This is a genomic window from Paenibacillus sp. PsM32 (genome assembly GCF_030433815.1).
Taxonomy (GTDB): domain Bacteria; phylum Bacillota; class Bacilli; order Paenibacillales; family Paenibacillaceae; genus Saccharibacillus; species Saccharibacillus kyungheensis.
Map to the genome: position 1 here is coordinate 73,729 of NZ_JARUWY010000010.1, position 19,177 is coordinate 92,905.

The 19,177-nt window shown below is 37.3% G+C and carries 20 protein-coding genes; 13 read left to right on the forward strand and 7 right to left on the reverse strand.

The window, feature by feature from the left end:
- The first annotated feature begins 4 nt into the window (after nt 1-4).
- From QCD85_RS17840 to QCD85_RS17855, 4 genes are all read left to right on the forward strand, one after another.
- Nucleotides 5-1,465 (forward strand): sensor histidine kinase, encoded by a 1,461-nt coding sequence (locus QCD85_RS17840; RefSeq protein WP_301263422.1) that lies wholly within the window; start codon nt 5-7, stop codon nt 1,463-1,465.
- A gap of 40 nt (nt 1,466-1,505) precedes the next feature.
- The gene (locus QCD85_RS17845) at nt 1,506-2,510 is read left to right on the forward strand and encodes a PepSY domain-containing protein (protein WP_301263423.1); all 1,005 of its coding nucleotides are present in this window, start codon (nt 1,506-1,508) and stop codon (nt 2,508-2,510) included.
- 138 nt (nt 2,511-2,648) lie between these two features.
- Complete coding sequence (locus tag QCD85_RS17850) at nt 2,649-3,251, forward strand: PepSY domain-containing protein (protein ID WP_273616006.1); 603 nt, start codon at nt 2,649-2,651, stop codon at nt 3,249-3,251.
- Between the two features lie 318 nt (nt 3,252-3,569).
- The gene (locus tag QCD85_RS17855; RefSeq protein ID WP_273616007.1) at nt 3,570-4,487 is read left to right on the forward strand and encodes a DUF7638 domain-containing protein; all 918 of its coding nucleotides are present in this window, start codon (nt 3,570-3,572) and stop codon (nt 4,485-4,487) included.
- Nucleotides 4,488-4,603: 116 nt separating this feature from the next.
- On the opposite strand, the gene QCD85_RS17860 is transcribed toward QCD85_RS17855, so the two are convergent.
- Both QCD85_RS17860 and QCD85_RS17865 read right to left on the reverse strand, forming a co-directional pair.
- Nucleotides 4,604-4,783: a hypothetical protein gene (locus QCD85_RS17860; RefSeq protein WP_273616008.1), complete on the reverse strand. Its 180-nt coding sequence runs from the start codon at nt 4,781-4,783 to the stop codon at nt 4,604-4,606.
- Between the two features lie 364 nt (nt 4,784-5,147).
- Nucleotides 5,148-6,185, reverse strand: a complete 1,038-nt coding sequence (locus QCD85_RS17865) for a LacI family DNA-binding transcriptional regulator (protein WP_273616009.1) — start codon at nt 6,183-6,185, stop codon at nt 5,148-5,150.
- A 454-nt stretch (nt 6,186-6,639) separates the two neighbouring features.
- Here QCD85_RS17865 and QCD85_RS17870 point away from each other — a divergent pair, with 454 nt between their 5' ends.
- Genes QCD85_RS17870 through QCD85_RS17880 form a run of 3 tightly spaced genes read left to right on the forward strand, consistent with a single transcriptional unit; the run spans nt 6,640 to nt 10,120 of the window.
- Complete coding sequence (locus QCD85_RS17870) at nt 6,640-7,929, forward strand: sugar ABC transporter substrate-binding protein (protein WP_273616010.1); 1,290 nt, start codon at nt 6,640-6,642, stop codon at nt 7,927-7,929.
- A 2-nt stretch (nt 7,930-7,931) separates the two neighbouring features.
- Nucleotides 7,932-9,281, forward strand: a complete 1,350-nt coding sequence (locus QCD85_RS17875) for a sugar ABC transporter permease (protein ID WP_274170140.1) — start codon at nt 7,932-7,934, stop codon at nt 9,279-9,281.
- Nucleotides 9,278-10,120, forward strand: a complete 843-nt coding sequence (locus tag QCD85_RS17880; protein ID WP_069328176.1) for a sugar ABC transporter permease — start codon at nt 9,278-9,280, stop codon at nt 10,118-10,120. Before QCD85_RS17875 ends, QCD85_RS17880 begins: the two co-directional genes overlap by 4 nt.
- Before the next feature lie 104 nt (nt 10,121-10,224).
- Here QCD85_RS17880 and QCD85_RS17885 read toward each other — a convergent pair whose 3' ends face one another.
- On the reverse strand, nt 10,225-10,980 hold the full coding sequence (locus tag QCD85_RS17885) for a hypothetical protein (RefSeq protein WP_301263424.1): 756 nt from the start codon (nt 10,978-10,980) through the stop codon (nt 10,225-10,227).
- A 195-nt stretch (nt 10,981-11,175) separates the two neighbouring features.
- Here QCD85_RS17885 and QCD85_RS17890 point away from each other — a divergent pair, with 195 nt between their 5' ends.
- Together QCD85_RS17890 and QCD85_RS17895 are read left to right on the forward strand one after the other, a co-directional pair.
- Nucleotides 11,176-11,652, forward strand: a complete 477-nt coding sequence (locus tag QCD85_RS17890) for an excalibur calcium-binding domain-containing protein (protein ID WP_301263425.1) — start codon at nt 11,176-11,178, stop codon at nt 11,650-11,652.
- 363 nt (nt 11,653-12,015) lie between these two features.
- Nucleotides 12,016-13,110, forward strand: coding sequence for a DUF4236 domain-containing protein (locus QCD85_RS17895; protein ID WP_301263426.1), 1,095 nt, complete (start codon nt 12,016-12,018; stop codon nt 13,108-13,110).
- A gap of 108 nt (nt 13,111-13,218) precedes the next feature.
- Here QCD85_RS17895 and QCD85_RS17900 read toward each other — a convergent pair whose 3' ends face one another.
- Entirely contained in the window at nt 13,219-14,133 is a 915-nt protein-coding gene (locus QCD85_RS17900) for an arginase family protein (RefSeq protein WP_301263427.1), read from the reverse strand.
- A gap of 106 nt (nt 14,134-14,239) precedes the next feature.
- On the opposite strand from QCD85_RS17900, the gene QCD85_RS17905 reads away from it, so the two are divergent.
- From QCD85_RS17905 to QCD85_RS17915, 3 genes are all read left to right on the forward strand, one after another.
- On the forward strand, nt 14,240-14,581 hold the full coding sequence (locus QCD85_RS17905; RefSeq protein WP_301263428.1) for a winged helix-turn-helix transcriptional regulator: 342 nt from the start codon (nt 14,240-14,242) through the stop codon (nt 14,579-14,581).
- A 161-nt stretch (nt 14,582-14,742) separates the two neighbouring features.
- Nucleotides 14,743-14,928 carry a hypothetical protein gene (locus QCD85_RS17910; protein WP_273616019.1) on the forward strand — a complete coding sequence of 62 codons (186 nt, stop codon included), beginning with the start codon at nt 14,743-14,745 and terminating at the stop codon, nt 14,926-14,928.
- Complete coding sequence (locus QCD85_RS17915; RefSeq protein WP_301263429.1) at nt 14,915-15,547, forward strand: Fic/DOC family protein; 633 nt, start codon at nt 14,915-14,917, stop codon at nt 15,545-15,547. The genes QCD85_RS17910 and QCD85_RS17915 overlap by 14 nt, the downstream gene beginning before the upstream one ends.
- A 78-nt stretch (nt 15,548-15,625) precedes the next feature.
- On the opposite strand, the gene clpP is transcribed toward QCD85_RS17915, so the two are convergent.
- Nucleotides 15,626-16,207 carry an ATP-dependent Clp endopeptidase proteolytic subunit ClpP gene (clpP, locus tag QCD85_RS17920; protein WP_301263430.1) on the reverse strand — a complete coding sequence of 194 codons (582 nt, stop codon included), beginning with the start codon at nt 16,205-16,207 and terminating at the stop codon, nt 15,626-15,628.
- Nucleotides 16,208-16,222: 15 nt separating this feature from the next.
- Nucleotides 16,223-17,035: an RNA polymerase sigma factor gene (locus QCD85_RS17925; protein ID WP_301263431.1), complete on the reverse strand. Its 813-nt coding sequence runs from the start codon at nt 17,033-17,035 to the stop codon at nt 16,223-16,225.
- Nucleotides 17,036-17,292: 257 nt separating this feature from the next.
- On the opposite strand from QCD85_RS17925, the gene QCD85_RS17930 reads away from it, so the two are divergent.
- Nucleotides 17,293-17,775: a DNA topology modulation protein FlaR gene (locus tag QCD85_RS17930; RefSeq protein ID WP_137225016.1), complete on the forward strand. Its 483-nt coding sequence runs from the start codon at nt 17,293-17,295 to the stop codon at nt 17,773-17,775.
- 40 nt (nt 17,776-17,815) lie between these two features.
- Here the strand turns inward: QCD85_RS17930 and fabF are convergent, their stop codons facing one another.
- Nucleotides 17,816-19,051, reverse strand: coding sequence for a beta-ketoacyl-ACP synthase II (gene fabF, locus QCD85_RS17935; RefSeq protein ID WP_301263432.1), 1,236 nt, complete (start codon nt 19,049-19,051; stop codon nt 17,816-17,818).
- Between the last annotated feature and the right edge of the window lie 126 nt (nt 19,052-19,177).

Consider the following 19,177-nt stretch of genomic DNA (forward strand, 5'->3'; position numbering starts at 1 on the left):
CCGGATGAAGCTAAGAAGTAAAATACATTTGTATTCTTCGGTCTTATTTGCGTTGTTATTTATTTTGACCAATCTGCTCGTCTATATCGTATTTAGCCGTCTATCGATTAATGAACAATTGGTAAGAGTCGAATCGCAAACAAATAAAACAGCAGATAATATTAGACAAATTGCAGGATCAATGACTACGGCTGAATTGCTTCGAGCCTATGTGCCTGTAGATGGTATGATTCGGATCGTCACTGAGAAAGGAAATAACTCATTAGTGGTGACTTCTTCTTCAGAACAAGAACTAAGTAAACGTACGGTCACATATAGCAAAGAATTACAAGCCGAAAAGATTACGTATCAAGCCAATGGATATGTATTTGTATCGATTCCTGTTATCTGGACAGATGGTTCTGTAGTCAATGTGCAGGTAACAGAAAGCTTGCATCAGACAGAGAACTATTTGCAAGTGCTACGGATTGTATTGATTACTGTTACAGGTATTGCGATGATTCCGGTCATTTTATCCGGTCATATATTGGGGCGAATTATTATGCGTCCGATCGGAGCAATGACTTCGACGATGAGTGAGATTAAGCGAAGTGGACGGTTTAAGCGATTAGCATTAGATCCTAAGTCGAAAGACGAATTATTAGAAATGGGTCAAACATTTAACGCGATGATCGATTTACTGGAGACGAATTATGATAAACAAAAGCAATTTGTGTCTAATGCTTCTCATGAACTCAAAACACCACTCACGATTATCGAAAGTTATGCCAGCCTACTAAAACGCAGAGGAATGGATCGACCGGAACTGTTCCATGAATCTGTCGATGCTATTCATTCAGAAGCAGTACGGATGAAAGAAATGACCGAGCAATTACTATTATTAGCCAAGCATAAAGAACAATGGAACTTATCAATAGAACCTATTAATCTAACAGAAGAAGTCGATGAATTAGTCAAACGATTCCACAATGCGTATCAACGTCAGATCAATGTAAAGGTTGCACCTGAATTGCTATCTAAGCCTTCTTTATTGGTCATTCAAAATGATGCAGGCAAACTGCGACAATTGTTATTTATTTTGTTAGACAATGCACGTAAATATAGTGAAGATCATATTGTGATTGAACTTGGAGAAGATTCACCCGCTTCAGATGATTCCGGTACTGTAACGATACAGCGTCGATGTATTCGAATTATCGATCAAGGCATAGGGATTCCAGAAGCAGAGCTATCCAAAGTGTTTGACCGCTTTTACCGGGTCGATGAAGCACGTAGTCGTACCGATGTAGGTGGTTCAGGGTTAGGTCTGACATTAGCATTAGAGATAGCAGATGCAATCGGAGCGACAATACGCCTAGAAAGTGTAGAAAAGAAAGGCACAACAGCGATCGTTTCGTTACCGACTATTTTTGTGCCGGCAACTACAGTATTCTCAGCAAATTCTAATAAAGATTCTGTACAATGACAATGCAATTAGAAATTATATTGGGGGAAGTGATCCTTAGATGCGACGCAGAGAGATGCATAGAACAGTAGCACCGTCATCTACGAATACTTTATCTGCTGTAATTAAAGATAAACGATGGTGGATAGCTGGAGCAGTCGTTATTTTATTAATTCTGATGTTTGTTATGACATTATGGTGGAAGTCTATCGCACAAGCAAGTCCAGCGCTAACATCCACACAAGCCAAAAATGTAGTGCTCAAGCAATATCCGGGTAAAGTCACAGAAACTGCATTAAATAACGGAATCTATACAGTACAATTACAATCAGATCAAGGTATGTATCAGGTTCAAGTAAACGGAAATAGTGGAGCGATTCAATCGATTCAACAGATCGGACAATCGGCAGTAGCGACAACGACAACACCAAATAGTACTACGAATACCGATTCATCTAACTCAAGTTCAACCAGTGATTCGAATTCATCAAGTTCGGCTGTAACAGAACCTACAACAGCTACTAATCCAACAGAATCTACAAATGATAGCAGTAATAGTACTAATTCATCATCTTCACAAGGATCGACAGACACTAACAGCAATCCGGCGTCTTCTACAGATGATTCATCCTCTGCTACAACAAATGAAGATGATCATCGCAATGACAGCGGATCAGATAACAACCAATCGCAGGTTAATGAGCAACCGGGTGTTGTAACTCCTGATGCTACCGTACCACCGGCAGGCGCTCCTGTACCGCCTGTAGACAACCGCGAACACAAAGATGATCGTAAAGGCAAAGATAAAGACAAAAATAATGCACCCAAACCAGCACCTGTATTAATATTGAAAGAAAAAGATGCAGAAAGAATTGCTCTTACTCAAGTACCAGGTAAAGTCGATGATACCGACTATGAAGATGATGAAGATAAAGGTCAATCTTATTATTTAGTCGATATTGATACACCTGATGAGCGAGAAGCAACAGTACAGATCAACGCTGTGTCTGGAGCAGTAATGTCGGTAACATGGGATGATGCAGACGATTCAGATAACGAAAAATAACAATAGTAACAAGCATATCACCTTTCTCATCAAATTCTAATCTTATTGTAATCGACATCTCATTTGTAAGCTTTATATTAATAACAGAGGCAAGAACAAATGAAATTCAATAACAATATTACTAGGAGGAACTATCACATGATGAACAAAAAACTAGGTATCGGTGTATTATCAGCAGCAATCGCTTTGGGAACAATGGGAACAGTTACAGCAGCTACAACGAATAATTCAAGTGACTCCAACAGTACAACAGCAACAACTAGCAAGTTAATTGGTGAAACAAAAGCGAAGCAAATCGCATTAACGAAAGTGCCTGGTGGTACTATTGACGGTGTTGATTTGGAACGTACTAATAATGGAAAATTATATTATGAAGTAGACGTGGACAAAGCAAATTCAAATAAAGATGTAGACGTTCATATTGATGCTGTAAACGGAACGGTATTAAAAGTAGTCAATGATGATAATGACGACGATGATAACAACAGCCAAGCTACCAATAATGCTAACAATAAAGTTAAAACGGCTGCGCAAGCTAAAGCAATCGCTCTAAAAGCAGTTAAAGGAACTGTAACTAAAGTAGATCGTGATAGCGATGATGGTAGAGTAACTTATGAAGTAGATTTGAACATTACAGGTGGCGAAGCTACAGTTGAGATTGATGCCGCTACAGGTAAAGTACTATCTGTTGATAAAGATTATGACAACGACAATGATAGTGACGACTACGATAACGATTAATATAATATGTTATAGGTAATATCGATATGCGATGATAAACAATATAAATGTACTATCAATCAGCTCTTATTCTGCAAATGATCTTAGGATTATTTTACAGAGTAAGAGCTTTTTGCTACACTGTAATACATAATTTACTTAACTATATAAAAAATAAATAGATACTTTTATAGGATTTTATTGAAAAAAAATATAGGATCACCTAAAATTTATAACTAATAATACGTTAAACAATTACTTAATAGGTTAATAAATAGATATCTGTTATTGTAAATGAATAAAAAAGATAGTGAATATGGGAAGGAAGAAAGAGTACTCATGCATAAAATTAGAAGAGACAAAACAATAGAAGGAACGACGATTCCGGGATTTATCCGTAATGGACAATACTTTTATATCAATGTAGATATTTATGAAGATGGAATGGTGAATTGCTGGGAGCTGGCGGATCTTAAAGGAGTACGTGACAAAATCGATCTAGAATGGTTAACACCGCAGGTGCCTGATGGAGAATCCATTTCTATTTTTGGTCTGGGTGATTATAAAACAATCAGTGGTTCTTGGAACCATAATGCACATACCTACTATGACTACATAACTAACATCGTGCAGCAACTGAATCCAGGTATGGATAACATCTACGAGATTTCATTTGCCGAAAAAATGAAAAACGAGAAATATAAAATCGTTCAATCTCCATATGCACAAGACTTTTATGTAGAATCAGAAGTAGGGTACAAAGTCGTCACAGGAGAAGGATTTTTTATTTTTATGAAATATGAAGGTGCCAATTATCTAGTGTATTTAAGCGTATACAAAGATGGAACTATAGAATGTCAAAATGCCAGCTTTCAAAAAATGTTGAAAATAGAAGAGTTAGAAGAATTATTTAGCAACGGCACTTTTTTTACAGAATTAAAAGAACCTACGGTTATTACGCTCGATCGTCTAGGTGATGTAGTGATGGTGAATGGAAGTTATATTATAGATATTACCGATAAATACAAGCAAGTACTAGATATTTATCAAAAATTGAACAAACATCCGGGATTGTTAGATATTTGTCGTAAGCGTTATTATAAATATTTAGAACATCCGACAGAAGAGCATAAAGAAGATCTTCGGATAGCTTATGAAGCGATTCCTGAACATGAGCGCATGTATCTAGGTGATATGGATAATCGAGATGAGGATTATATCCGTATTTTATATACAGAAGAGAAAAGACAAGTCTAAACATAATAAACCCCTTTTCCTATGGATATGGAAAAGGGGTTTATCTTATGAACGAATCATCGCTGTGGTGAGATCGTTCAATCGTTAGATTGAATGTATTCATAGTCCATCCTTTATTATAACGTGTGATGTTCAAGCAGATCATACCGATTGCGAAGCTCTAAGTGAAAACGGATGCTTTGCAGCAGAACTGGATTATTCTCAATCTCTGCTTGTTCAATACGTTCTTCTTTCACTGGATCGGGACTGCACAGAAATTGGGTCATCCATAGAGATAAGTTATTATCGTTATTCATCGTAAACCCTCCTCGGATGAAATAATTGGATCAAACTGTTTATCTATCACAACAGAAACGAAGTTTGGATAGAATCGATATCGTTTCTGTATAGTTATTATATCGTGCCTAGTTTAACAAAATGTGATGCGTAGCTTAAAATAACATTAAATTCTTAAAATTATTTTATAAATTAAAAGTAAATTTGTATAATAAAACCATTTATTACCTTTTATATCCTCATATATGACTTTCTTATTCTATTATTCGCATCATCTAAGATTTTGGATGTATGTATCCACTAGCCTTTTTATATCAAAAAAAGCGACTAGCCCGATGAACATCATCCGGTATAGTCGCTTTATCCATATTCATAGGATAGTACTTATTCAGCACGAGTAGGGGAAAACATAGACGATTCACGTACAATGAGACGATGAGGAACAATATGACGCTGTGAAAGTAGACTATGATCATCACCACGAATCGCTTGAATCAATGCTTGAGAAGCTGTATATCCTAGATGATAAATACCGATATCAATACTGCTTAATGGTGGAGTCGATAACTCGGACAAAGCAATATTGTTAAAACTAACGATAGAGATATCTTCAGGAACTTTATATCCCAATTCATGCAATCCGCGCAAAATACCAAAGCTTACAATATCATCGACAACGACTAATGCAGTTGGACGTTCAGGCAAATTCATAAAAAAGGACATTGCCCGATAACCACTTTCCTGCAAAAATTCACCTTCAACGATCCAATCATCCCGTAGTGGAAGTCCAGCTTCTTTCAAAGCTTGTTGATACCCGCTCATACGATCAATCGATACAACCAATTCCGAAGGGCCACTGACAAAACCAATCCGCTGATGCCCTAATTGGATCAGATGTCGGGTAGCATCTGCTGCGGCTTCGATGTTGTTAGTATCCACAGAAAGGACATTAGCATGTTGCTCACTACGTCCAATCAATACAGTAGGGAACTCTTTTTCACTAAGAAAATCAACAACAGGATCATTTTGACGAGAATAGAGCAAAATAGCACCATCAATCCGTCCGCCAAATACCAATCTTGATACCGCATCCACTTCTTCTTTTTCACTAGCACCTGAAGTTAACACTACATCGTATCCACTTCGATTGGCTTGCGTCACAATACCACGTATTAATTCCATAAAAAAAGTATTCAAAAACAACTCTTCCGCAGGCTTGGGCAAAATTACACCCAGACTTTTGGTTGTTTTGGATACCAAACTTTTTGCCATCATATTCGGATGGTAGCCCATCTCCTCCATAATCTCTCTCACTTTTTCTGAGGTAGCATGGCTGATTCGCGGATGATTAGACAATACACGCGAAACGGTAGAAGGAGATACGCCCGCTCTTTTAGCGACATCTTTGATCGTAACCGACATGTGTACCTCCCTGGTCATGGTTTTTGGAATATAAATAACCATCACTATCTGTGTTATCTATGTTAAAACATATGCTATATAGATGTAAACTGCAAAATATACATCACATAAAAGAAAATAGGCGATATTTTATGATTTTCAGAGAAATAGATAGCATTTAAGCATTTATATTTGGAAAAAGCCTGAATATGGCGTTAAATTGTTTGTGCAAACGTTTTTACAATTCCCATATTTCAGTTATGATGGATTTGCTGGATAAAGCGCTTACTTATAACATCATTTACCTTTAGTGGTGATTATTAGACTTTTATGACTGGAGTAAGGGGTATCATATGCTAATATGAACAAACGTTTGCGCAAATGATATAGTCAAAGTACATAGGCAACATAACCCTGGATAACAGTACATAATAATAGCGCTCGCCATCATACTATAGAGCGGAGGAAAAAAAGAATGATGAATCGCAAAAAGTGGGGAATCATGAGTTGCTTGTTAATCATGATGTTACTGGTATCGGCTTGTAATAGTGGGGGAGCAGGCACGACAACACCGGGGGCAGCAACCGATTCTCAAGTACCAGCAGATCAGCAAGAAATGGTTCCTGAAGAAGGCGCTAAGCTAACAGTATGGGATAGTGGCGATCAGAAAACATTTATCGAAGCAGCAGCGAAAGCATTTAAAGAAAAATATAATGTAGATGTTAGCTTTGCAGAAGTAGGGCCGGACAAATCTATGGGGCAAATGGTTACAGATGGCCCTGCTGGTGTAGGTGGCGATGTATTCGCTGGTGTTCATGATCAGATCGGTCAAGGGGTATCCGCAGGGGTCGTATTGCCAAATGACTGGTTCGAAGAAGATACCAAGTCCCGTAACAGTGAAATTGCGATCAAAGCGTTAACGTATGACAATATGTTATATGGATATCCAAAGTCTGTGGAGACTACAGCAGTGTTCTATAACAAAGATTTGATCAAAGAAGTACCGCAAGACTGGAACGGTGTTATTGATTTTGCCAAAACATTCAACGATACCAAAGCCAATAAATTTGCGATCATGTGGGAAGTCGGTAACGGTTACTATGTATTCCCATTTATCGGTGGATATGGTTCTTATGTATTCGGTAGCGATGGTACAGATGCCAAAGATATCGGCTTAAACAATCCAGCAGCAGTAGAAGCAGCAACATTTATTCAAGGATTGAACAAAATTCTGCCACTCAAAACATCAGATATTAATGCAGATATCAAAAAATCACTATTTACTTCTAACAAATTAGCGATGAATATTAGCGGGCCATGGGATACAGGTTCACTGAAAGAATCGGTTAAAAATATCGGTGTAGGTATGTATCCGAATCTACCAAATGGTAAACCGATGACACCTTTCTCAGGCGTAAAAGCTTATTTTGTAAACGCTTATACGAAGTATCCGAATGCTTCTAAATTGTTTGCAGACTTTATTACTTCTGAAGAATGGCAGACCAAGAACTTTGAGATGAATGGAGCACTTCCATCCAATACCAAAGCGGCTGCAAGTGAGCAAGTACAAAGTGATCCGATTGCAACTGTCTTCTTGAAGCAATTTGAAAATTCAGTTCCAATGCCTTCGATCCCAGCAATGGCGCAATTCTGGTCTCCGATGGAAGCGGCGATGTCTTCAATCTGGAATGACAATAAAGATCCAAAAGCAGCACTGGATAATCTAGTCAGTCAAATGAAGAGTAATATTGAGACAGGGCAATAACAATGGGAAAAGTATTAATCCATCCTGAGCGAACAACGGGCGTAGGTAGTGGGCTTATAGCAGCGATCTTATCGGCGCTGATTATGGGACTCGGGCAAATGTATAATCGCCAGTGGGCGAAAGGCATTATTTTTCTAATCGCTGAACTGGTTAGTGTATATCTGATTATTACCAGTCTGGCGAATAATATCTGGGGGTTGATCACACTTGGTGATCAGCCTTCCCGTATGGAAAAAGTCGGACGACTGTATCAAAATGTACCGGGAGATCATTCGATTTTTATGATGATCTATGGACTGGTAGCACTATTGTATATCGCATTATTGTTATGTTTTTATATTGCGAATATCAAAGACGCTTATCGTATCGGCAAAAAGCGAGAACGTGGCGAAGTTGGAAATACGTTCCGTCAGACATGGAAAATGATCGGTAATCAGGGATTTCCATATTTGCTTTTAACATTGCCAGCGATTGGTGTACTGGTATTTACGATCGTGCCGATTATTTTTATGGTATTGATGGCATTTACCAATTACTCTGCACCGGATCATATCCCGGCGAAAAATCTAGTCGATTGGGTAGGCTTCCGTACCTTTACCAATCTGTTAACACTCAAATCATGGAGTCATACCTTTATCGGTGTACTGACATGGACGATTATCTGGGCAGTTGTGGCAACAGTCACTACATATTTTGGCGGTATTCTAGTTGCGTTATTGATCGAACAAAAAGGGATTAAATTCAAAGGTATGTGGCGTACGCTATTTATTTTGCCGTATGCGATTCCGCAATTTATTTCGCTCTTGATTATGCGTAATCTACTGAACTTCCAATTTGGCCCGATCAACCAATATTTGCGTATGATGGGTCTGGGTTCAGTACCGTGGCTTAATGATCCGTTTTGGGCGAAAGTGACGGTTATTCTCGTAAATATGTGGATCGGTATTCCAGTGTCGATGATCCTTGTACTGGGTGTCCTGACAGCGATTCCTCGTGATCTATACGAAGCGGCAGAAGTGGATGGGGCAACAGGTTTTCAGAAGTTCCGTAATATTACGATGCCGTTCGTATTGTTTCAGACGGCTCCAATCTTGATTATGCAATTTGCAGGCAATATCAATAACTTTAACGTTATTTTCTTGTTAACAAATGGATTACCAGCCAATGGAGATTATGCGTTTGCAGGTAGTACCGATCTGTTGGTCACATGGCTCTACAAGTTGACTCTCGAAAATCAACGATATAACTTTGCTTCAGCGATCGGCATTATTATCTTTATTATTATTGCGGCATTCTCGCTCTATAACTATCGACGTAGCCGTTCCTTTAAAGAGGAGGATATGATCCAATGAGAAAACAACAACGTGTTAAATTGGTGTTCAGCTACATCTTGCTTGTACTGATCGCGATTGGCTGTATTTATCCAGCGCTCTGGATTATTCTATCCTCACTCAAAGAAGGCGATTCACTCTATAGTGAGACATTGATTCCGCAGAAGTTAACACTGGAACATTATATGGACTTGTTCCGTTCGCAATCAGATAAAGACTTGCCTTACTTAAAATGGTATTGGAACACACTTAAAATTGCGATCACCAGTATGATTCTAGGAACGCTATTTCAGGTACTCACAGCATACGCGATGTCACGCTTCCGCTTTAAAGGCAGACAAACGATGATGTCGCTGGTATTGATTCTAGGCATGTTCCCAGGATTTATGAGTATGATTGCAGTATATGTTATTTTATTGCAAATGAATCTATTGAACTCTCCGTGGGCACTTGTACTGGTGTATACGTCTGGTGCGGCACTGGGTATGTTTGTTGCCAAAGGCTTTTTCGATACGATTCCAAGAGCACTGGAAGAATCGGCTTTGCTAGATGGCGCGAGTCACTTTCAGATCTTCAGTCGTATTATTCTACCGTTGTCGATGCCGATTATTACGTATATTGCATTGACGACATTCGCCGGTGCATGGGTCGACTTTATCTTCGCCCGTCTGATCTTACGTTCGAGGGAGAACTGGACTTTAGCGGTAGGATTGTACGAATTGGTCAACACGTATTCAAGTACAGAATTTACACTATTCGCCGCAGGTTCGGTGTTGGTCGCATTGCCGATTACGTTGTTGTATATGTTCTTGCAACGGTTCTTGGTACATGGGTTAACGGCAGGAGCGACGAAGGGGTAATATAAGTCAACGATGTAATAAAGTTAAATAAAGAAACCCTATACTCTTATTACAAAGTATAGGGTTTGTTCTATTTTAAATCGTTATTAGTTTTCTACAACTTTTTATACTTCAGAAACATTTTCTTTTTCAGGAGAATTATCTAAAGGTGGCAATTCTCCTAAATAAGTTATGCTCACAATATGAGTTTTATGAATTAAAATTTCTTTATCAGATAATGTTAGTTCATTATTCGATGAAGCATGTAAATCTTTATTTTTTACTATGTAATCTCCCTTTCTAGTAATATTTATTAAAATAGCTTCAATTTCTGAATTATTAGATAACGTAAATTTTAATATAGGTTTCGGAATAGAAGTGGTTGAAAACTGCAATGGATAAACAAATATAAAAGGATAAATAATTTTAAATATAAAGTAAAAACCAATCAAGCTCAAAATTAAAATAGATCCATTTGTTAAACTAAAGCTGTAAAAAAGACTATACCCAATATTCATAATCAAAGTGAAATAAAAGATTACAGCTAAAAGTACTAATATAGAACTGAAAATAAAATAAATAGTTTTGTTATATTTTATTTCGAATTCTTTTTTTAAATTCATTTTTGATGTATAAATCTCAATTGTTGTACATAGCAAAATAAGTAATACAACAATATAAAGATTATTATCATTTCCTAGTAATTTAAATAATTTATATGCCAAAAAAGTTGTTGTTAAAAAAACTAAAGGAATAATTGCTAAATTATTAATTTTACGAGCAATTTTAAATCGACTTTCCATTTTTTCAATATTGCTAATATTAATGTCTAAAATATTAATTATCTTAGGCAAAATAGAGAAAATTGAAGATATTGACATGTTTTATCTCCTGTCCGAACGTAGTTTTGTAAAATAAAACTTAAAATATTCTATTTCAAATAAATTATTATTGAGCAATGTTAAAACATCAATTATATTATTTATTTCGAATTCTATTTATAATAAAATAAAGATAAAAATACTTTTAATGTTAATATACAATAAATTTATAATAGATGAGAATCGAGGTATCTTATGAAAAGAAGAAATCTATTTATGCTTGTAGGTATCTTAAGTCTGATTGCATTTTTACTTGTTATTAGTAAATATACAGAAAAACCTACAGTCTCAACTCCAATAAACGGTTTCAAATCAACAGAAGTTCAAATACAGTCTGAAGAGAAAAGTAATGTTGAGGAAATAGTTACAGGAAATGAAGAAACTTTGTCCGATTCTGAACCTATAGTTGTTGAAACAAATAGTGATTCTCCTGAACAAGTGGTAGATGATCACCAACTAGAAAAACCTCAGCAATCAACAGTGGTTGAAAGTAAAGAAGTACTTAACGCAAACTCAGCAGAGTTAGCTAATGAAGGAGACAATCTACAAGATGAAATATATTACGAAAATTGTTCTGTAGTACGTGATGCTGGATTAGCCCCTTTGTCAAAAGATGATCCTGGATATAGCCTTGATTTAGATCGAGATGGTGATGGTGTAGCTTGCGAATAAAATATTATTTACATCTATTTTGAGAGAATGAATGATCTTTGTAAATCGAAGGATCATTCATTTTTAATTGCTTGTTTATCTAGTTCTATGTTTTTTCCAAAATTAGTAAGATTACATGAACTAAGCAAAAGCAGCTATCAAAACTATGTATATTTTCAGCAAATAGAAATCTCCTTTTATATCTATTGTGTTAAAGATACATTTCATCTTAAATATAATTTTATATACAAATTTTAGGATGTATAATTAAAATATAACTATATTTATCTAAAAAGTATATCAAAAAATTACTATCTTAATGCTTTAAATTATATTCATTTAGTAGTTTACATTATGATTTTTATTAATAAAGGAGGATATAAGATGTCAGCTAAATTTAGAAAAAGTTTTAAAATTGCTCCGGGTGTAAGATTAAATATGGGAAGTAAAAGTGCTGGGTTAAGCTTCGGAACAAAGGGGTTGCGTTATAGTATAAATTCGAGGACAGGAGGGCGGATGACAGCTAGAATTCCCGGCACACCTATTTCTTATTCCACATCAACTTCTAAAGCTAAAAGAAAGTACAATAGTTCTGCTTATAAGCAAAAAGAAGCACTTCGTATGCAAAAAGAGCAGCAAAAGCTAGAAGCTCAACAACAAGCTCAATACGAAGTAGCATATTACGAAAATCAAATTGAATTAATAAAATCTATACATAAAGAGTGTGATGAACCTATCTATTGGGATAGTATTGCAGTTTCAGAACCACCATATATTCAAGGATCACAGGGAGTAAATGAAGTTCTAGCAAGGCAAAATTTAGAGAAGTATAAACCCGGTCTTTTGGAAAAATTATTAAAAAGTGATTCTAAAAGGTTAAAGTTAATACAGGCTATTGAAGAGGCAATTACGATAGATAAAGACGAATTTGTAGAGTGGGAAAGGTTAGTGAATGTAGCTAAAAAGATAAATTCTGGTGATATTGATGCTTATTTTAGTGTGATCGAAGAATTGTCCCCTTTGGATGATTTAAGTGAATTTGGTAGTGGGTTTACGTTTATCACGGATGATCCATCTTATCTTGAAGTGGAGTTCCAAATTAATTCGGAGAACGTTCTTCCTCAAGAAGTAAAATCATTGACTAGTACTGGAAAGCTTTCAACAAAAGCTATTTCTAAATCAAAGTATTATGACTTAGAGCAAGATTATGTATGCAGTTGTGCATTGAGAATAGCTAGAGATATGTTTGCTATACTACCTCTAAATTATATTATTGTTCATGCTACTAATAGTATTTTAAATTCCAGTAATGGTCAGAGAGAAGATATTACAGTTTTGTCTGTGAAAATAGATAAAGCTACACTAAATACATTAGATTTTGAAAATATCGATTGTTCTGATTCTATGCAAAATTTTGATCATAAAATGAAATTTTTAAAAACAAGTGGTTTTCAGCCTGTAAGTAGAATTCATTTATAGTAGTATTTTTCGAATTTATATTATTAAGAAAGATCAAATAACAATACCTCCTTACTTTGTAAAAAAGTAAGGGGGTATTTTAGATAATAGAACGTTATTTGAAAATTTTTACGTATTCAAAATAGGGATTTCTGCAAGTAAATTCTTCAAGTTAATCGCATCCCAGGGTGTATGTTCGGTTATTCCTAAACCAACGACGTTTGTTTCTTCAGAGAGTTCTTTCAACAGGTGGAGCAATTGAGGGAATTGCATCGTGCCCGCAGGAGAAACAAGATAAGGCTCGTAAGGCTTGGCGAACAATAAAGAACGAAATGCTTGCGGATCAAGCACATCCAGATCAAGGTGAATCGCTAAGTGTTTGATATCTCTTTCTTGAATCCATGTTCTGATCAATTCTGTACTTTGTGCTAACTCTGCTGTTCCTGCTGTACGAATACCTAATCGTTCGATCATTTCAGTGTCGTGTTCGTCTACAGTGATACCTTGTGTTTCAAAAGCTTCAGCAATCAACTTGTTTTCTTCTTCTGTAGCAACAGCCAATCCTGCAATAAAGACATTCTCAGGTTTCAAAGGAACTTTCACATGCTTAGAAAATTCCGTATCGCCTTCACCGAGAAGATTGCCAAGTGGCAGGGTATGTCCGTTATCGTATCCGGTATATCTAACTAAGTCACTATGAGCATCGATCCAGATCAAGCCTAATTCACCATCGTATTTTTCATTCAAATAAGCAAAAGGGGCTTGTTCGACCAAGCAGTCTCCTCCAAACATAATGATACGATCAGGTTGATGCGCTTGGATAAGATGTTCAGCGGCTTCTAATTGTTGTATGAGTTGTGTTCGCCCATTCATACCATCTTCATTTTGAAGTGGTGTACCATCATAAGGTTGAACAGGAACATGAATCAGAGGTTGATCATTGTCTGGAGCTAGCCATGCCAGTAGTTCAGCGCCGAAAGAGTAATTAGGATTATTTCCACCTTGCCATTGTGGCATTAAGAGACGTATTGTTTTGGTATTCATGTTGGATCTCCTTTACTTTTAAAGTAAGGTTAGTATAAACTGGACGCAAATATAAAAGTAGTACGCACTATTTGGATAGGTACTACCCGAAAGGATAGTAGTATACATGAGTATGACTGAATATCATGGCAAAATTAAAAATATTCAAGATACCCCTTTTGGCTACACTTTGTCAGTCATCGGTGGGAAATGGAAGATGGTCATTATTTATCTTCTGTCTGAAAATCAAACGGTTCGCTTTAATGAGTTAAAAAGACAGATCGGTGCAATTACGTACAAAACGCTAAGTGCGCAACTGAAAGAATTAGAAGCAGATGGTATTGTAAAACGAGAAGAATATCCTCAAATTCCACCCAAAGTTGAATACAGTCTTACAGCTAAAGGCACATCACTTTTGCCAGGCTTGGAAGAATTATGCGAATGGGGAGTCAAGAATCAAACGATGTAGTATCAGGTTTTAATGTAAGTGGCTATATGGATAATATGCATGCAATTAAAGCAGTATTAATCCTAAAGATATTCTTTTAAATTTTAGGAATTATGAAGTTTATACTAATTATAAATGCTATAATTATGCATATAGCTACTCAAAGTAAAGGAGGATTCATGATGAGAAAATTTAACGAAGAAGAAGCAAATAGAGCGCTTGAAAATGCCAAAGCAAGTTTGGCAGTGGAGGGTATGTATCTCCCTGAGAATGAACAACAATTGATTAAAATGAAGCTGACAGGTCAGATTACAGAGTCACAATTCAAGAAAATGGCATTGGAGTTGGCAAAAGTTGTCTCGATATAATCATCAGCAATCATCTTATTGCTATTCAGGTACAGATATACTAAAAAACAAAGAAAATATTCGTGATGTCAATACATTAGAGCGTTATGAACGAATGATGAGTAGTTTGCGTAATGCTGAATTATATAAGTATCCAGTTGCTGGCCACTTTGATATCAAGCATATGCAGAATATTCATCATTATTTGTTTAGAGATATATATTCATTTGCTGGCAAATTTAGAACAGAGGATATCTCTAAAGATGGATTTGTTTTTGCACTTTCACAATATATTCCTGAACAAATCGAACAATTATTTCAACAATTGAAAGAAGAACAATACTTAATAGATAAATCAGTAGATTTTTTCGTTATTCGAGCTGCTCATTATATGGCTGAAATCAATGTTATTCATCCATTTAGAGAAGGAAATGGACGGATGCAACGAGAGTTTATTCGTTGTTTGGCTCGTTACAATGGTTATATATTGGACTGGAATCGTACTGATCCACAACAGTTACTACATGCATCTATTAGTTCCGTTATTGATATTAGTGAGCTTAGTAATCACATACATAATTGTCTGGAAAATAAAGAACCTGATTTTACTATAGCTAACGACTATAAATCTCATATGTAGCAATAAACTTTAAATAAACACTCGACAGACTAATCACTAGTTTGTCGAGTGTTTATTTTTATATTCTACTACATTACCTTACACCCGAGTCACAACCTGATCCACCAACCCATAAGCAACTGCTTCCTCAGCCGTTAAAAAATAATCCCGATCTGAATCTTGCGCTACTTTTTCCAGAGGTTGACCGCTACGATCAGCGATGATTTCATTCAATTTGGCTCGACTACGAAGCAAGCGATCAGCATACAGAATCACATCGGAAGCCTGACCTTTGGCTCCACCGAGTGGTTGATGGATCATAATTTCACTATTGGGCAAAGCCATCCGTTTACCAATTGTGCCACCGACTAACAAAATCGCTCCAAAGCTTGCCGCCATCCCTGTACAGATTGTTGATACATCAGGCTTAATAAATTGCATCGTATCATAGATAGCGAACCCAGCCGAGACCGAACCACCGGGGCAATTAATATACATCTGAATATCTTTTTGTTCATCTTCGGCAGCCAGGTGAAGCAGTTGGGCGACAATCACATTTGCCATCTGATCTTCCACTTCACCGGAGACCATAATAATACGATCTTTCAATAATCTAGAATAAATATCGTAACTGCGCTCTCCGCGATCCGTCTGTTCTACGACATAAGGGATTGTTGTCATATCAAGCACTCCTTGTTAAGCAGCCTTACCTACCTGTGAGGAGAATAACTGATAAGACTGCTTGTGATATAGCGCAAAGGAATGCACAGCGTTAGAGCCGACAGGGATGAAGCTGGAACTAGAATGCTCTGTCTGAGAAGGTAACAAGTTAGTTGCAACAGCATGAACATCTTGCGTCGCTTTGTTCATGCGCATCAAAGTTAACTGCACGATTTGATCTGCATCACCTGTATAGAGAGCATGCACATAATGATGCAAGACCATTAATATCTCTGCATCTTCAGCTAACTGAATAGATTCATCCTTACAATCACTGTTTTGGGCAAGTATTGTCCTTGCTCGATAGAGAGCAGCTTTTACCGCTCCTTCGGTCGTCTCTAACCGCTGTGCTGTCTCTGCCGCTGAATAGCCAAATAAATCGCGCAACATAAATACCGCTTGTTGCCAGGGGGATAGTAGATCCATTAATTGCTGTACAGCCAGTTCAATATCTTGTGGACATGGTTGTGCTGGCGAATCGCTCAGGAGTAATGGATACTGTTCAATATAATTGTTGAAATAAGTTCTTCTACGCGTTGTGTCAACCCATGTGTTGCGAGCTGTTCGAATCGTATATGCTTCTTGCTCTGAAATAGGTAAGCCTTTTTGCCGGGCAGATAGTATTTTGAGAAAAGTATCTTGCATAAGATCTTCGGCATCTGCAACATGTCCAGTCAATGACAGACAGTACTTATATAAAGACAGCATTTGTTCTTTACTATACTCATTGATTGGGTTGATAGGCTTTGCCGGACAATCTATCTGTGGTTGAATGTGTAAAAGTGTCATGAGTGGGGCGCCCCCTTTATGATCGGAAATCATTTTGCTACAACGTTGTATATCTTGTAAACGAATAAGGTGATTCAAAAGATACGCAAACCGTCTAACCATAATAAAGAATACGAATGAATTTGAATAAGATCATACAAGAACTTGGTATTTTTTTAAAGGTTACCTCTAACGATTTATACTAAACCTATGCTAGTATAGTATGTAATACATAAGTGCGAAATGGGCGGCTATCGAGCGAATAGGAGTGAAAGTAGATGACACCAAGGAAGATACATATTATTGGCGCCCATGCAAGCGGAAAAACCCATCTGGCACGTCGATTATCTCGCAGATTGGGTATTCCTCATTATGCACTGGAAAATCTAGTGTGGAACGGTACGGGAGAAAAGAAACGTAGAAATATACCTGCCCTGCGAGAGCAATTGTTGTTGGATATCGTCTCGCAAGACTCGTGGATTGTTGAGGGGCAGGATTATGAATGGTTAACGTTTAGCTTTGCTATGGCAGAGCAGATTATTTTTTTGACCCCGTCTCCATTAGTACGAGATGGGCGAATGATTTTGCGTTTTATGCGTCAGAAAATAGGAACTGAAGTCGATCAGGATCGCTTTTCATTTGGCACATTAATGAATATGATCGAATGGAATCACCATTTTGAACGACATACGAAAAAAAATATTATCGAAGCGTTAGAGCCTTATAAGCACAAATTGATTATTACCAAATATGTTCAATAAATGTAGACATCATTTTTGTGCTTCTTTAATAGACATATGATTATTCATACTTTTTCAAAACAATAACCGCATTATGACCGCCAAAGCCGAACGAGTTGGATAATCCAATTTGAAGATCGGCTTTTCGTGCGACATCTGGTACATAATCTAGATCACAGTCATCATCGGGTTGTTGCAAATTGATAGTAGGCGGAATAATGCCTTCACGTAACATTTGAACCAGTGCGATTGCTTCTGCACCACCAGCCGCGCCAAGCATATGCCCTAACATCGATTTATTAGCAGTAACAGGAATCTGATAAGCCTGTTCGCCGAACAATTGCTTAATCGCATAAGTCTCTGAACGATCGCCTACGCCTGTACTCGTGGCATGTGCACTGATAACATCGACTTGTTCAGGAGTAATGCCTGCATTTCGCAAAGCTGATTTCATCGCTTGATGAGCACCGCGACCTTCTGGATGTGTTGCGACCATATGGTAAGCATCTGAACTGGCTCCGTAACCAATCACCTCAGCATAAATAGTCGCTTGTCTCGCTAAAGCATGAGATAGCGATTCCAGTATGACAATCCCTGCTCCTTCTGCCATCACAAATCCATCTCGTGATTGATCGAAAGGACGACTTGCGGTGGTTGGATCGTCATTGCGTGTAGACAATGCTGTCGCATTCCCGAAGCTAGCTAATGCTACCTCATTGATCGCGGCTTCTGCTCCTCCTGCAATAATCACATCTGCATCTCCATAAGCTATCATCCGCATCGCTTCACCGATGGCTGTATTGCCAATCGAACAAGCAGTGACAGGGGAGAGTGTGGGTCCCCATGTACCTAGACGGATACTGATCATCGCTGCTGCGCTATTGGCAATCATCATCGGTACGAGTGTAGGGCTTACCCGTTCAGGGCCACGTTCTATTAAGATATGATCTTGATCAAGTAGTGATTGGATACCTCCTGTACCCGAACCAACATAGACGCCTATGCGTTCACGATCGCTTTCTTCTAGATTCAACCCTGAATGAGAGACTGCTTGTTCAGCCGCTGCGATAGCAAATTGAACAAAACGATCCATTCGTCTAGCTTCTTTACGTCCAAATAAAGCATCACCATCAAAATCACGCACAACCCCGGCAATTTTGGCCTTGTGTCGTGATGTATCAAAAGCATCAATCGCACTAATTCCCGATTGTCCGTTAACTAAATTTCCCCAAAATGTATCTACATCATTTCCCAAAGGAGAAACAATCCCCATCCCTGTAATCACAACTCGTTCCATTATTTTATCCTCCTAAGCGTTTGGCACTATCCATCTATTAGTATTTAATGCGCTAAATGTCGTCTTATTACATCCTTATTCTGTCATGCAAAATATCCTATTACAAGTTACCGTTTATCCTAGTAT

Excerpts from the sequence above, each read along its gene's own strand:
- QCD85_RS17840 (WP_301263422.1), top strand. The coding sequence starts at position 5 with ATGAAGCTAAGAAGTAAAATACATTTGTATTCTTCGGTCTTATTTGCG.
- QCD85_RS17845 (WP_301263423.1), top strand. The coding sequence starts at position 1,506 with ATGCGACGCAGAGAGATGCATAGAACAGTAGCACCGTCATCTACGAAT.
- QCD85_RS17850 (WP_273616006.1), top strand. The coding sequence starts at position 2,649 with ATGATGAACAAAAAACTAGGTATCGGTGTATTATCAGCAGCAATCGCT.
- QCD85_RS17855 (WP_273616007.1), top strand. The coding sequence starts at position 3,570 with ATGCATAAAATTAGAAGAGACAAAACAATAGAAGGAACGACGATTCCG.
- QCD85_RS17860 (WP_273616008.1), bottom strand. The coding sequence starts at position 4,783 with ATGAATAACGATAATAACTTATCTCTATGGATGACCCAATTTCTGTGC.
- QCD85_RS17865 (WP_273616009.1), bottom strand. The coding sequence starts at position 6,185 with ATGTCGGTTACGATCAAAGATGTCGCTAAAAGAGCGGGCGTATCTCCT.
- QCD85_RS17870 (WP_273616010.1), top strand. The coding sequence starts at position 6,640 with ATGATGAATCGCAAAAAGTGGGGAATCATGAGTTGCTTGTTAATCATG.
- QCD85_RS17875 (WP_274170140.1), top strand. The coding sequence starts at position 7,932 with ATGGGAAAAGTATTAATCCATCCTGAGCGAACAACGGGCGTAGGTAGT.
- QCD85_RS17880 (WP_069328176.1), top strand. The coding sequence starts at position 9,278 with ATGAGAAAACAACAACGTGTTAAATTGGTGTTCAGCTACATCTTGCTT.
- QCD85_RS17885 (WP_301263424.1), bottom strand. The coding sequence starts at position 10,980 with ATGTCAATATCTTCAATTTTCTCTATTTTGCCTAAGATAATTAATATT.
- QCD85_RS17890 (WP_301263425.1), top strand. The coding sequence starts at position 11,176 with ATGAAAAGAAGAAATCTATTTATGCTTGTAGGTATCTTAAGTCTGATT.
- QCD85_RS17895 (WP_301263426.1), top strand. The coding sequence starts at position 12,016 with ATGTCAGCTAAATTTAGAAAAAGTTTTAAAATTGCTCCGGGTGTAAGA.
- QCD85_RS17900 (WP_301263427.1), bottom strand. The coding sequence starts at position 14,133 with ATGAATACCAAAACAATACGTCTCTTAATGCCACAATGGCAAGGTGGA.
- QCD85_RS17905 (WP_301263428.1), top strand. The coding sequence starts at position 14,240 with ATGAGTATGACTGAATATCATGGCAAAATTAAAAATATTCAAGATACC.
- QCD85_RS17910 (WP_273616019.1), top strand. The coding sequence starts at position 14,743 with ATGAGAAAATTTAACGAAGAAGAAGCAAATAGAGCGCTTGAAAATGCC.
- clpP (WP_301263430.1), bottom strand. The coding sequence starts at position 16,207 with ATGACAACAATCCCTTATGTCGTAGAACAGACGGATCGCGGAGAGCGC.
- QCD85_RS17925 (WP_301263431.1), bottom strand. The coding sequence starts at position 17,035 with ATGACACTTTTACACATTCAACCACAGATAGATTGTCCGGCAAAGCCT.
- QCD85_RS17930 (WP_137225016.1), top strand. The coding sequence starts at position 17,293 with ATGACACCAAGGAAGATACATATTATTGGCGCCCATGCAAGCGGAAAA.
- fabF (WP_301263432.1), bottom strand. The coding sequence starts at position 19,051 with ATGGAACGAGTTGTGATTACAGGGATGGGGATTGTTTCTCCTTTGGGA.